At 30.5% G+C, this 14,431-nt stretch carries 13 protein-coding genes; 6 read left to right on the top strand and 7 right to left on the bottom strand.

Going from position 1 to position 14,431, the window contains the following annotated elements:
- Window positions 1–392: 392 nt before the first annotated feature.
- The 5 genes from E0E45_RS03545 to E0E45_RS03565 all read left to right on the top strand — a co-directional run bounded on the left by E0E45_RS03545 (window position 393) and on the right by E0E45_RS03565 (window position 6,629).
- Window positions 393–1,931 carry an alanine/glycine:cation symporter family protein gene (locus E0E45_RS03545; protein ID WP_130889889.1) on the top strand — a complete coding sequence of 513 codons (1,539 nt, stop codon included), beginning with the start codon at window positions 393–395 and terminating at the stop codon, window positions 1,929–1,931.
- A gap of 50 nt (window positions 1,932–1,981) precedes the next feature.
- Window positions 1,982–3,385 carry a tyrosine phenol-lyase gene (locus E0E45_RS03550; protein WP_130889890.1) on the top strand — a complete coding sequence of 468 codons (1,404 nt, stop codon included), beginning with the start codon at window positions 1,982–1,984 and terminating at the stop codon, window positions 3,383–3,385.
- A gap of 228 nt (window positions 3,386–3,613) precedes the next feature.
- Complete coding sequence (locus E0E45_RS03555) at window positions 3,614–5,188, top strand: ClC family H(+)/Cl(-) exchange transporter (RefSeq protein ID WP_130889891.1); 1,575 nt, start codon at window positions 3,614–3,616, stop codon at window positions 5,186–5,188.
- 43 nt (window positions 5,189–5,231) lie between these two features.
- Window positions 5,232–5,693, top strand: coding sequence for a hypothetical protein (locus E0E45_RS03560; protein WP_130889892.1), 462 nt, complete (start codon window positions 5,232–5,234; stop codon window positions 5,691–5,693).
- A 54-nt stretch (window positions 5,694–5,747) separates the two neighbouring features.
- Window positions 5,748–6,629 carry a LysR family transcriptional regulator gene (locus E0E45_RS03565; RefSeq protein ID WP_130889893.1) on the top strand — a complete coding sequence of 294 codons (882 nt, stop codon included), beginning with the start codon at window positions 5,748–5,750 and terminating at the stop codon, window positions 6,627–6,629.
- A 25-nt stretch (window positions 6,630–6,654) separates the two neighbouring features.
- Here E0E45_RS03565 and E0E45_RS03570 read toward each other — a convergent pair whose 3' ends face one another.
- Both E0E45_RS03570 and E0E45_RS03575 read right to left on the bottom strand, forming a co-directional pair.
- Window positions 6,655–7,218, bottom strand: coding sequence for a chromate transporter (locus tag E0E45_RS03570; RefSeq protein ID WP_130889894.1), 564 nt, complete (start codon window positions 7,216–7,218; stop codon window positions 6,655–6,657).
- 17 nt (window positions 7,219–7,235) lie between these two features.
- Window positions 7,236–7,811 (bottom strand): chromate transporter, encoded by a 576-nt coding sequence (locus E0E45_RS03575; protein ID WP_130889895.1) that lies wholly within the window; start codon window positions 7,809–7,811, stop codon window positions 7,236–7,238.
- 132 nt (window positions 7,812–7,943) lie between these two features.
- On the opposite strand from E0E45_RS03575, the gene E0E45_RS03580 reads away from it, so the two are divergent.
- On the top strand, window positions 7,944–8,822 hold the full coding sequence (locus tag E0E45_RS03580) for a LysR family transcriptional regulator (protein WP_130889896.1): 879 nt from the start codon (window positions 7,944–7,946) through the stop codon (window positions 8,820–8,822).
- A 56-nt stretch (window positions 8,823–8,878) separates the two neighbouring features.
- On the opposite strand, the gene E0E45_RS03585 is transcribed toward E0E45_RS03580, so the two are convergent.
- Genes E0E45_RS03585 through E0E45_RS03605 form a run of 5 tightly spaced genes read right to left on the bottom strand, consistent with a single transcriptional unit; the run spans window position 8,879 to window position 14,385 of the window.
- Window positions 8,879–10,198 (bottom strand): M20 family metallopeptidase, encoded by a 1,320-nt coding sequence (locus tag E0E45_RS03585; protein ID WP_130889897.1) that lies wholly within the window; start codon window positions 10,196–10,198, stop codon window positions 8,879–8,881.
- A gap of 25 nt (window positions 10,199–10,223) precedes the next feature.
- Window positions 10,224–11,342, bottom strand: a complete 1,119-nt coding sequence (locus E0E45_RS03590; protein WP_130889898.1) for a M20/M25/M40 family metallo-hydrolase — start codon at window positions 11,340–11,342, stop codon at window positions 10,224–10,226.
- Window positions 11,343–11,352: 10 nt separating this feature from the next.
- Window positions 11,353–12,030 (bottom strand): hypothetical protein, encoded by a 678-nt coding sequence (locus E0E45_RS03595; protein WP_130889899.1) that lies wholly within the window; start codon window positions 12,028–12,030, stop codon window positions 11,353–11,355.
- Between the two features lie 28 nt (window positions 12,031–12,058).
- Window positions 12,059–12,766, bottom strand: coding sequence for a DUF5058 family protein (locus tag E0E45_RS03600; protein ID WP_130889900.1), 708 nt, complete (start codon window positions 12,764–12,766; stop codon window positions 12,059–12,061).
- Window positions 12,767–12,813: 47 nt separating this feature from the next.
- Window positions 12,814–14,385, bottom strand: a complete 1,572-nt coding sequence (locus tag E0E45_RS03605) for an AbgT family transporter (RefSeq protein ID WP_130889901.1) — start codon at window positions 14,383–14,385, stop codon at window positions 12,814–12,816.
- Window positions 14,386–14,431: the final 46 nt, after the last annotated feature.

Genomic DNA, 14,431 nt, shown 5'->3' on the forward strand with positions numbered 1-14,431 from the left:
CTTCTTTGACCTTTAGATAATTTATTTTATCTGAAGGTCATTTTTTATTTTTTGAAATTTTAAATAATTTAAATATATATGTTTTAAAGATATAATATAAAAAAATATAAAATTAGAAAAAATTTACATTATTTGCTGTCTAAAAAAGATTGAAAGGAAAAGTTTTTAGAAATTAAGAAAACAAATAGTTGAATGAGTTGTAATATAACAGTTTTGTTTTGCTTTAGTTGCTTAAGTTTAAAAATTGTACTAAACTTATATCAAGAAGGAAACTTTAATGAAAGAATAATAAAAATATTGAGAATCAGAAATATCATCTTAATTTTAATGACTTTGAAAATAAATTTAAATTTTTTAAAAAAATATAAATATATGGTTCAGGAGGTGCGTTAATGTTTGAAGGTTTGATTAACTCGATTAAAAATATGGTGCTTTCAATAAATGGATTGCTATGGGGGAAGCTCATAACAGTAAATGTTGGAGAAACGATAGTGGAGCTTAGTCTTTTGGTAGTTATTCTTATCCCAATAGGGTTATACTTTACAGTGAGAACAAAATTTCTCCCATTTAGAATGTTTCCAGAAATGATAAAGTGTGTGTTGGAACCTAAAAGCTCCACAGATAAAGATTCTATATCTGGACTGCAGGCCTTATTCATAGCTACAGCTTCAAGAGTAGGAATGGGAAATCTGGCTGGAGTGGTAGCAGCAATATCCTTTGGTGGACCTGGAGCAATATTCTGGATGTGGCTGGCTGCATTAATAGGTGCTTCAAGCGCATTTATAGAATCAACTTTAGCTCAGATATATAAAGAGAAAGATCCATTATATGGAGGATTCAGAGGCGGACCTGCATACTTTATGGATAGAATGAGAATAATAACTTGGATAAAAGAAGAAGATGAGTTCGTTGATAATATAAAAGGAACTTCTAAGTATGTATCAGCAGATGGAAAAAAATATTATACTAGAGGGACTAGATTCAGACTTTTAGGAGTATTATTTGCACTTTCTGGATTACTTTGCTGGGCAGGAATAAGTCAAGTTATTGCTAACTCAGTAAGTCAATCATTTGCAAATGCTTTCAACTTTCCACCATTATATACAACAATAGCTTTAGTAGTTATATCAGCAATTGTATTGTTTAAAAATGAAGGGATAGTAGATGTACTTAATAAAGTAGTTCCAGCAATGGCAATACTGTATTTCTCAGTAACATTGTTTATAATAATAAAGAATATAGGGCTTTTACCTCAAATGTTTGAAAATATATTTGTACAGGCTTTTGGGTTTAGACAGGCAGTAGCAGGAGGATTTGGAGCTATATTGATGCAGGGAGTAAAAAGAGGATTGTTTTCTAATGAAGCTGGTTCAGGGTCAGCTCCATGTGCGGCAGCAGCAGCAGATGTTGCTCATCCAGTTAAACAGGGATTAATTCAAGCTTTAGGAGTATTTATAGATACATTGTTAATATGCAGCTGTTCAGCTTTCATAATGCTTCTTGCACCTGAAAGTGTAACAAAAGGACTAATGGGAATGGATCTTTTACAAGCAGCAATGAATCATCACATAGGACAGGCAGGAGTCATATTCATAGCAGTAATATTGTTCTTATTCAGTTTCAGTACTTTCCTTGGAATAATGTTCTATGCAAGAGGGAATGTAGCTTATGTTTTTGGAGATAACTGGAAATCACAGAACTTGTATAAAATATTTGCACTAGGAATGCTTTTTGCAGGAGGACTTGCACAATATACATTTGTATGGGAACTAGGAGATTTAGGAGTAGGACTTATGACAGTCTTTAATATGATGGCAATAATACCATTATCAGGGCAGGCAATAGAATCATTAAAAGATTATGAAGTAAATTTTATGAATAAAAAGATTAAAAAAATAGAAACTATTGAAGAAATACAGAAAGTAATTTAAAAATTTTATATAGAACAAAATATCTTACATTAAATGAGGAGGAAAATATTATGGAAAAAAGAAAATTTATGCCAGAACCTTTTAAAATCAAAATGGTAGAACACATGGGAACTTTAGATAAAGAAGAAAGAAAAGCTGCAATAAAAGAAGCTGGATATAATACTTTCTTATTGAGATCAGAAGATTGTTATATAGATCTTTTAACTGACTCAGGAACTAATGCAATGAGTGACAGACAATGGGCTGGACTTATGCTTGGAGATGAGGCATATGCTGGAAGTAAGAATTTTTATCATCTACAGGCAGTAGTAAGAGAATATTTTGGATTTAAATACATAGTTCCTACACATCAAGGTAGAGGAGCAGAAAATATTTTATCTACTTTAATGATTAAACCAGGAGATTATGTACCAGGAAATATGTACTTTACAACAACTAGATTTCATCAGGAAAGGAATGGAGCTACATTTAGAGATGTTATCATAGATGAAGCGCATGATCCAGCAGCTGATTTGCCATTCAAAGGAAATGTAGATCTTAAAAAATTCCAAGCATTGATAGATGAAGTTGGAGCAGACAAAATACCTTACATCTGTCTTGCAGTAACAGTTAACCTAGCTGGAGGACAGCCAGTATCAATGGCTAATATCAAAGCTGTATCTGAATTAGCTCACAAAAATGGAATAATGGTTATGTTTGATGCTACTAGATGTGTTGAGAATGCTTATTTCATTAAAGATAGGGAAGAAGGATATCAAGATAAAACTATAAAAGAAATAGTTCATGAAATGTTCTCATATGGAGATGGATGTACAATGTCTGGTAAAAAGGACTGTATAACTAATATTGGAGGATTCCTATGTATGAATGACCATGATATGTATGTAAGAGCAACAGGAATGGTAGTTCAATTTGAAGGAATGCCTTCATATGGAGGACTTGCAGGAAGAGATATGGAAGCAATGGCAATAGGTATAACAGAATCAGTTCAATATGAATATATCAGTTATAGAGTAAATCAAATTAGATATCTTGGAGAGAAATTAGAAGCAGCAGGAGTGCCAATGGTAAAACCATTTGGAGGACATGCAATATTTGTAGATGCAAGAGCATTTTTAGATCATTTAACACAGGATGAATTCCCAGCGCAATCACTAGCAGCAGCATTGTATGAAACATCAGGAGTAAGAACAATGGAAAGAGGAATCATATCAGCAGGAAGGGATGTAATAACAGGAAAAGATCATCACCCTAAATTAGAAACAATTAGATTGACTATACCAAGAAGAGTATATACATATGCACACTTAGATTTTGTAGCTGATGCAGTTATTGATCTATATAACAAAAGAAAGGACATCAGTGGATTGAAATGGGATTATGAGCCAAAAGTATTAAGATTCTTTACTGGAACATTTAAAACTATTAACCCTGAATTAATAAAAGGGTACTAGGAATTATATTTTAAATAAAGTAAGATAAAATAAAATCTAGTTCAAAAGAAAGGCTGAAATATGTATTTCTGATGAACTAGTTTTTATTTTATTTATAAAATTTTAATAATTGCAAATTAAAATTAATGGAAAATCATAGTTTTTCAAAAAATTTAAAAAGTTATTGTATTATATTGGAAAAAGAGATAGAATAAAAAAGAAAATTAATATATTATGGAGGATTTCATTATGAATTCTGAAAAGACTGCAGAAGATAATTTAAAATTACTGCAAAAAGGAAGTGGAAAATTGTATATGCTCTGTTTGGGAGTAGGAGCACTGACAGGTCTTATTGTTTCTATTTACAGATGGGGATTAGGATATGCTAATCATATAAGAGAAAGCATCTTTAGTCATGAGGATATGTCAAGTCCTATGTTTCTTATGATGGTATGGATAGGATTTATTGTTGTTGGACTATTTGTAGATCTGATTGCAAAAAAATATCCCAAAACATCTGGAAGTGGAATTCCACAAGTAAAAGGGATAATATTAAGACAGCTTGATTATGTAAAATGGTTTCAGGAATTAGTTGCAAAGTTTGTTGGGGGACTATTTGGAATAGGATGTGGACTTTCTTTAGGAAGAGAAGGACCATCTGTACAATTAGGTTCTTATATTGGATATGGGGCTACTAAAATATTTAAAAGAGACTCTGTTGAAAAAAAATATCTTGTAACAAGTGGAGCAAGTGCAGGATTGGCAGGAGCTTTTGGAGCACCTCTGGCAGGGGTTATGTTCAGTCTGGAAGAACTACATAAGTTCATATCATCAAAACTTCTAATATGTACATTCTTAGCAAGTATAGCTTCTGATTTTGTTGGAAGAAGAATGTTTGGTATGCAGACAGCTTTTAATTTAAGTGTAAATTATCCTAAAGATATAAATCCTTATTTCCAATTTGGATTATTTATTTTATTTGGTATAATTATTGCCTGCTTTGGAAAAATATTTACAATGACATTAATAAAAGTTCAGGATATCTATAAAGGGGCTAAACTGCCAAGATGGACAAAAGTTTCTTTTGTTATGACAACTTCATTTATTTTATGTTTCATTTTGCCAGAAGTAACTGGTGGTGGACATGAACTAGTAGAAGAGATGGCTGGAGGAAATAGAACTGTACAATTACTTATGGTTATATTTGTTGTGAAATTATTATTTACAGCTTTATCATATGCAACAGGTTTTGCTGGAGGTATATTTCTTCCAATGCTTGTATTAGGAGCTATATTAGGAAAAATATATGGAATCCTATTGGTTAATATATTAGAAGTTGGACCAGAATTCATACCACATTATATGGTATTGGGTATGGCTGGATACTTTGTAGCAGTAGTAAGAGCACCTATTACTGGAGCAGTTCTTATATTGGAAATGACAGGAAATTTTGATCATTTACTTGCACTTGTAACTGTTTCTGTGGTAGCATATTATATAACAGATTTGATGGGATTAGAACCTATTTATGAGATTCTTTATGAAAGAATGGCAAAAGATGTTCCTCATGAAAAATTGGAAGACAGTAAGAAAACCATTATAGCTATTCCTGTTACAGGAGAATCAGAATTAGATGGAAAAAGAATATGTGAAATAAAGTGGGCAGAAGATGTTCTGGTAGTAGCTATTGTAAGAAATGAACATGAAATAATTCCTAAGGGAAATACCAGAATAGAAGCAGGAGATAGATTAACAATACTTCTTCCAGAAAAAAAAGTTCATATTATGAAAGAAAGTCTATATAAATTAGGTACTTGCAGTTAAGTAATAATTTTTACATAAAATATTTTATACAGGGGGAATAGATATGGAATTTAAAGTGAAACACCCACACTTTGTGGATAATGGAATCACTTGGGAAATATCTGGATTAAAGAGCACACTTAAATATAAAGGGAATCCAGTTAAATTAAAATGGGGAAAAACAAAGCTTCTTGATGATAATGGAATAGAAAGAGAAGTTAAAATATCAGATAATTTTTTTAATTCTCCAATGATAGTTGTTGATAAAACTGAAAAAATAAAAGTGATGGAAAATTATTCTAAAATAGCTTATTTCTTTATAATTCCTTCTTTTTTCTTTTTAATAAAAGGAGGAGCTTTAGGAGCTGTATTTGCAGTGGCTAATATTTATTTTATAAGAAATACTTTCCTTACAGATAAACCAATGGGAACAAAAATAGGATTGAGTCTCCTTTCTACAATTGGGGGAATATTACTTTTATTCGCAATAGCTATAATACTTACAATATTAATCAGAGGATTTTAATTAACATATTATAAATATAAAGATATTCAAAAGAGGGAAGAAAGGAAGGGTAGAATGCTTGATTTTAGAATTTATACATTTTTAGAATTGTGTAAAACATTAAGTTATACTAAAACTGCTGAAAATCTTCATATGACTCAGCCAGCTGTAACCCAGCATATAAAATTTTTAGAGGAATTTTATAAGAATAAATTGTTTCTGTATTCAGGAAGAACTTTATCATTGACAGCATATGGAAAACTGCTGTATAGATATTTGATTGCTATGAACTCTGATTCAGAAAAAATAAAGGAAAAAGTGTTGAATCTATCTTCAAATATTCATACTTTAAATTTTGGAGCAACTCTTACAATTGGTGAATACCTAATTCCAAGAGTATTAAAAAAACTTTCTCGTGATTATCCAGAAATTAGTGTTTCTATTTCAGTAAAAGATACTAAATTACTTCTTGAAAAATTAGAAAATGGAGATATTGATTTTCTTTTAGTAGAAGGTTTTTTTGAGAAAACAAAATATGATTCATTTCTTTTTTCAAAGGAAGAATTTGTTGCTGTGTGTTCTAATAAAAGCAGATTTTCTCAAGGAGAATTTACATTTGAGGAACTTCTGGGAGAAAGAATAATAGTCAGAGAAAAAGGGTCAGGAAGCAGAGATATTTTTGAAAAGATACTTTATGATAATAATTTATCTATCAATGATTTCAATAAAAAATATGAAATAGAAAATATAAAAGTAATAAAAGAGATGGTAAAAGAAGAGAGAGGAATAACTTTTATATATAAAACAGCAGTTGAAAAGGAAGTTGAGAATAAAGAGCTTTCAATTATAAATTTAAAAAACTTCCATGCAGAAAGAGAATTTAATTTTGTCTTTTTAAAAGACAGTATTCACAAAGATGAATATAAAAACTGGTTTAAATTTATGAAAAAATGCTGAAAGTAATTTCTTTCAGCATTTTCTCTTATACTAAGAATTCATATATTCCTATTCCACAAATTCCAGATGCAAGCATAACACAAATTGGATTTACTTTAAATTTTCTAAGTGCTATTATAGCACTTAGAAAAATTGCAACTGAAATATAATTTATATGATTTTCTTTTATATTTATTTTATCTCCAAAGAAAGCTATAAGAGCTATAGTAGTTCCAGCAGAAGCGATAAGACCTACAACTGCAGGACGTAAACCTCTTAATATACCTTTAATGACTTTAAGGTCCCCATATTTAAAATAAAGATATGTAAATATCATAACTACAATAAAAGATGGTGTAATACATCCAAGAGTAGCAACTAAAGCACCTTTTATTCCAGCTATTTGTATTCCTACAAACGTAGCGCAATTTAAAGATACAGATCCTGGAGTCATTTCAGCAATAGTTATAATATCAGTGAATTCTTTTAATGTAAGCCATTGGTGAAGGTCAACTACCTGAGATTTAATAAGTGGCATAGCTGCATATCCTCCCCCAATACTAAATAATCCTATCTTGAAAAAACTTATAAATAAATTTAAATATAACATAAATTATCACCTCTTTATTAAATGTGTTGAGTTTTAAATTTGTAACTGCTAGAAACAGCACCAACGAATCCACAAACTAAAACTATAAAGATAATGTTTATTTCAAAGAAATAAACTGCTACAAATACTGCTATTGTCATTAAACTAAAAATTAGTTCTTTTCTTTTCACTACATCTTTAGCTAATGAGAAGGTAACATCAAAAATTATTGCTGCAATAGCAGCTTGCATACCTTTCATTAGAGCATTTACAGTTACATTATCTTTAAATGATATGTAAAAAAATGAAATTATTGACAATGTAATAAGAGGTGGAAGCGCTGTAGCTGTTACAGAGATCAATGCACCAGGGATACCTGCCAATTTATATCCAACCAAGATAGATATGTTAATAGATAGTGAACCAGGAGATGATTGAGCAATAGCTATGAGATTCAATATTTCCTTTTCTTCTATCCAGTGATATTCTTTCACAAATTTTTTTCTCATAAGAGAAACAATAACAAATCCGCCTCCAAATGTAAATGCACTAAGGTAAAGCATGGTTGTGAAAAGTTTCCAATAGCTCTTTTTTTCTAAATTTAAGTTTTCCATAATTTACCTCCAGTTTTTTAGTAATTTTTTCTTTTTATTTTATATACTTATTATATAACTTGTTTAATTATAAAAAAAATAATATAATATTATAAAGTATATAATTTTTTTTATATGATAGGAGGATTATTTATGACATTAAGACATATAAAAATATTTTTAGCAGTTTGTAAGTACAATAATGTAACTATGGCTGCAAAAGAACTTTTTATAGCTCAGCCAGCAGCAAGTCTTGCTATAAAAGAATTGGAAGAATATTATGGAATAAAACTTTTTGACAGAATATCTAAGAGACTTTATATTACTGAACCAGGAAAAAAATTTTTAAGTTATGCTTCTCATATAACATCTCTTTTTGATGAAATGGAGAAAGAGTTAAAGTGTTATGATTCAATGAGTAATTTAAAAATAGGAGCTACTATAGCAACAGGAACATATTTTATGCCAAAATATGTAGAGAAATTTGCCGAAATATGTCCAGAGGTCAAAATCAATGTTTATATAGAAAACTCAAAAATTATAGAAAATAAATTGCTTACAAATGAATTGGATCTTGCTATAATTGATGGAATAATTCATTCTGAAAATATTATAAGTGATCCGATTTTAGATGATAAACTTGTTATAATATGTAGTCCTAAAAATCCTTTAGCAGAAAAAGAAACAGTTTCACTGGAAGAAATAAAGAATCAGAATTTTCTTTTAAGAGAGAGAGGAAGTGGAACAAGAGAGTTGTTTGACAGTATACTTTTTTCTAGAGGAATAACGATAGAACCATTATGGGAAAGTATCAGTACAAGGGCTTTAGTAATTGCTGTTCAGCAAAATATAGGAATTGCAGTATTACCATTCTATCTTGTAAAAGAAGAACTTGATAAAAAAATAGTTTCCAGAGTAAAAATAAATAATATTAAGTTTGTGAGAAAATTTAATATTATTTATCACAAAAATAAATATTTGAGTTCTTCAGCTATGTCTTTTATTGAAATGTGCAGAAATATGGAAAAATAAAAAATGAGGGTAGATCATACTTATTATGATTATCCTCATTTTTATTATTTAAAAAATTATGCTTTTATAGTTTTATCATTAGATTCCATGAAAGCAAGGTATTCTTCTTTAGTCATAACTGGTTTAAAGTCTTTAAGAATTTCTTTTCCTGTTTCAGCTCCATTAAATAAAAGATCCACTACTGTAAGAGCCATAGATTTAGCAGGGGCAAGGTAAGCATATTCTTCATCTACTATAGAATATCCTCTAGTATGAAGAGCACCCTGTACTCCACCAAACATTGGATGAAGTGTAGGAATAATATGAGATACATCTCCAAAATCAAATGATCCAGTGAAATCTCCACCATCTATAATATCTTCATCAGTAAGTCCAATATAATGAAGATTTTCTCTTAATACTTTTTCCATATTATCATGTTTTAAAATAGGAAGATATCCAGGAAGTTCAGTTATTTCTATTTCAGCTCCAACAGCCATAGCTCCAGCAATAAGTGCTCTGTTAACTTTTTTATTAGCATCTATCATACTATCTATTGTTCTGGCCCTTACATATGACTCCATTCTTACATCAGCAGGAACTACATTTACAATATCTCCACCTTTTGTGATAATAGGATGGAATCTTACTCTGTCAGCTTCTTTGAAAGTTTCTCTTTGAGCATTTACATTATTGATTGCAAGCATAGCTGCATTCAAAGCATTTATACCTTCGTATGGAGCAGAACCTGCATGAGATTCTTTACCAATAAATTTAATTTCTTTTCCTATAAATCCATTACTTTCAGGTCCTACAAGTACTTTTTTATCTCCAGTATCAAGAACATGGAACATTATACTCATATCTACATCATCAAAGGCACCTTTTCTAATAAGCTCCTGTTTTCCACCAAAATATTTGATATGTCCTTCAGCTTTTAATTTACTTCTATAAGCAAGTTCTATAAACTCTTCAGCAGGAGTTGCTATAAAATCAATTTTACCATCAAGTTCTTTAAAAACCCCTGATTTAATAAGACCTACTGCTGCTCCAAGCATTCCAGCTATCTGTACATTGTGACCACAAGTATGAGAAGCACCAATACTGTTAGCATCTGGATGTTCTGAACAAGAGATTCCATCTAATTCTCCAAGAATAGCTACTTTAGGTCCATCTTTATCTTCATTTATTCTAGCTCTGCATCCTGTATAAGCTATTTTTTCTTCAACCTCTAATCCTAATTCATTTTTAAAAAAATCACTTACAGTTTTTGTTGTTTCAAATTCTTTATACCCAAATTCAGGATTTGAATATATTTTTCTACCTACTGCTATGATTGTATCTTTGTTTTCTTCAATTGCTGCAAGTACTCTTTCCTTCAATTCGTTTTTATTCATAATGACTCTCTTCTCCTCTGAGGCTTTATTTTGTGATATACTTTAAAATAGCCTCTGTAGTTTTAAATAAATCATCAGTAACAAGATATTCATTAACAGTATGAACATCATACATTCCAACACCAATGATTATAGAATTGAAACCTTCTTTTGCTAGAATATTGCTGTCAGATCCACCACCAATTATTTTTAGTTCTGAGTGAATACCAATCTCTTCATAAATTTTAGCAAATTCTTTAGCAAATTTCAAATCATCTTTTGGTTTGAGAGCAGGATAATCATGACTTTTTTCCATAGTATACTTTCCACCAAATAAAATAGAGGCATTTTTACATGCTTCTTCATAATTATTTAACATTTCAATAATCTTTTCTTCAGAATGGCCTCTTAATTCAGCAGTAAATATGCAGTAATCAGAAACTACATTAGTTGGAAAATTAGATTTGATACTTCCTATATTAGAAGTAGTAAATTCATCAATACGTCCTATTTTCATATTAGATATAGCATGAGCAGCCATACATACAGCATTAATTCCTTTTTCAGGTTCTATTCCAGCATGAGCTTTTTTTCCAGTAAATGTAAAAGTGATTCCATATTTACTAGGGGCAGTATGAGCAATGAGTCCAGCCTTACCAGCATTATCTATAACAAGCATATTTGTAGCTGGTTTCATAGTGGCAGGGACAGAGGACCAATCAATATTTTTAGCACCAAGCATACCAGCTTCTTCACAAGGAGTTAATAATACAAAAATATCTCTATGATTTAATTTATTTTCTTTAATGGTTCTTAGAACTTCAATAATGCTAGCTATTCCCGCCTTGTCATCTCCACCTAAAGTAGTAGTACCATCAGTTTTTATTATATTATTTTCTATTCTAGGTTTTACATTTGAGGATGGTTCTATTACATCCATATGAGCAGCTAAAGTTACTCCTTTTTCAGGTAAGTTTCCTTGAAATTTTGCAAAAATAACAGGAGCATTTCCTCCATAATTTTTATATCCATTGTCTAAATAGATTTCTCCACCAAGTTCTTTTAAAAGTTTTATTAAATATTCAGCATATACTCTTTCATTATTAGAAGGAGAGTGTATTTTTATCATTTCTAAGAAATTTTCTATCATTCTTTTTTTATTCATTTTATTCTCCTTATTTTACAGATTTTTTAGAAAGTTCTTTATCCATTAGTTTTTTAGCAAAAGTTATTGTTGAAAAAACAGATACCAATGTTACTATAAATGATGGATTTCCTGGAATAAGAGCTACTAATTTTGTCATGATAAAAGATACTATTAGAGCAAATATTGCAGTTTTGGGAGATTTTATAGCAAATTGTGCAAAAACTCCTCCAAATAATGCTGGAATAATTAGACTAAGCATAGTCATAAAAGAAACAGGTAATTTTGATAAAAGAGTTTGTCCAGCAAAAACAGAAAGAAGTAAAAATACTATTCCTATCCAAATAGAAACTCCAATACCAATAGTTCCCATAATAGCTCCTTCTTCAGTACCTGATTCATATTCAGCAGCTTCTTGTGAAGCTATTGCAGCAGGGATTCTCATATTGACAAGATTTCCTGATAAAAATCCCATATAAAGTCCAGCTCTACCAACTATAGGATAGTAGCTGATTGGTTCACTGAAATAAAAAGCACCAGAAACAGATATTTGAGAAATAGCTCCAGCCATTATAGCCGCAATTCCAGGATTAAAACCAAAATAAAATGTCATTACTAAAGGTGGAAGTAAAGTTGCTACTAAACCTAAAACCATTGTTGATCTACCAATTTTTGTTATACTTTCAATATAGTTATCATAAATACTCACTTAAATTTCCTCCTAGTTACTTATAGTTTTAAAATGCTATTGTAGCTATTATAGCTCCACCAAACATTGCAATAGTTAAAGCCCATTCTTTTAACCAATTAAATTTTTCTCCTGCTTTCAAACAAATAATCATTATAATAAGCCCAGACACAGCAGATAAAGTAATATTTGGATTTGTAGTAACTTTTAGATAATTTCCTATGTTGAAATAAGCAAAAGAACCAAGCATAGCTCCAAGACCTACAGCAGGAAGAAGAGCTTTTCTTCCACTAGTAAGAAGTCCATTTACTCTATCCATCTTATGTGCAAAAAGAAAAACAAATATAATCCATCCCATAGATCCTAATGCCATTGCCCAAAGAGCATTTGTGAATACAAGAGGTGTCATATGAGTAGAGAGTTCTGAACCCATTGCTTGAGCACCAAAATTAGCAGCCATAGCTTCAAAATTAGAACCTCCAATAACGCTAAGTCTAAGAGCTGAAACAGGAGATCCCATTGTGACAAGAAGGGCTAAAAGACTTCCAACAACACCAAGAGCAGGGCCAATACTTGCAATTGCAGCTGTTTTTATTCCTTTATTCATTCTTTCCTTAGGAATTCCCATATCTTTTCCAGCTTGAATAGACTTTTTAATAATTAGGGCAGATTGGATTAAAACTATGATAATTCCAATTGAGCAAATTAACCAAAGTAAAGGATGGTTAGCATAAATCATGTGATTTGAATTTTCCATTTTATCTCCTTTTTAATTATATAGTATTTTAAATTTTTTAGTAAGTATTATATAAATGTAGAAACACCTAAACCAATAGGTAATCTTAAAACATACCAAATAACCATAAGAACAGTAAGAGTTACAAGAATAACTATAGAATAAGGAAGAGTTAAGGAGAAGATAGTTCCAAAACCAGCTTCTTCTATTTTTCTTCCTGTTTTCTTTTCCTTTTCAGAATTATATTGAGCCATAAGACCAATGATAACAGTTATTGCTGGATGCAAAGGTGAGATTATGTTAGTTGCTGAATCTCCAATTCTATAAGCAAGCTGTGCATAAGCAGGGTTAACTCCAATCATTCCAAATACAGGAACTACCATTGGGGCTAATAATATCCATTTTGTAGATGCAGAAGTCATAAATGGATTCATCATAGCAGTAAGGATAATTACTAAAACAAGAAGAAATAAAGGACCTACATTCGCAGCTTTAATAAGTTCAGCCATTTTTATAGCGATTATTCTTAAAATGTTACTTTTATTTAAAAGGTCCATAAATAAGGCACAAGTAAGAAAAGTAACCATCAATGGTGCAGATTTTTTTGCACCAGCTTGAAGAAGCCTAGAAACATCCTTTCCACTAGCTATTTTTTTAATTCCTATTCCATAGCTCACACCTATGAAAAGGAATAGGAAGAATAATATAACAACAATAGATGAAAGTAGTGGTGATTTAGGTAAAAATCCTCCAGCAGCATTTCTGAAAAATGCATTTGATGGAAGTGTTAAAATAAGCATAATAACTACAAAAGAAATAAAACCATACATTCCAAATTTTAATCCTCTATTTTCTAAATCAGTAAGTTCATATTTCTTTAACATAGAATCATCTGCAGTTTCTTCTTCTGGAAAAAGTTTCATTATAAATTTCTCAGTAAATATTGTAAGAACTACAGTGAGAACTATTGTAGCAGCTGCCATAAAGTAATAGTTACATAAAGGATTGATATCTAAATGAAAACCAGCATCTACAGCTACTTGTTCAGTGATACCAGCTACAAGTGCATCTGCTCCAGCTACTAAAAGACTAGCACAATATCCACCATTACAAGCTGCATATCCAAGCATTATTCCAAGGATAGGGCTTCTTCCAATTGAAGCAAATACCACTCCTCCTAATGTAAGTGTAAGAATAACCCCAGCATCTGACATAACATTAGCATTAACACATGCAAAAATAAATACAGCTGTTACTACACCTTTAGGAGCTTTTAATAGATATTTTCTCATTACAGAGTCAAAGAAGCCAGTTTCTTCAACTACTCCAATAGCCATCATCATGATAAGAACAAGTTTTAAAGATGGAAAATTAACATAAGTAGTAGGAAAATCAGAAACAACTTGTCTTAACTTATTAAAAGTGAGTAAATTTTCAATTTTTACTATGGTAAGAGTTTTTGCACCTTTTTCCATAAAAGAGGCTTCTACTCCAATTTTTGATAAGATAAGAGATATAATTAAAGTGAAAACAGCAAATATTCCAAATAAAATAAATGGGTCAGGTAATTTATTTCCAACTCTTTCTACAGTTTTAATAAAAGTTGTCATTTTGGTGCTTTTAACATTTCCTTGTGTCATAAAATCCTCCCTTAGATATTAAAGACTTGTCTTTAATATGTCTTTA

It is taken from the genome of Fusobacterium ulcerans ATCC 49185 (assembly GCF_900683735.1).
In the GTDB taxonomy this organism is placed as follows: domain Bacteria; phylum Fusobacteriota; class Fusobacteriia; order Fusobacteriales; family Fusobacteriaceae; genus Fusobacterium_A; species Fusobacterium_A ulcerans_A.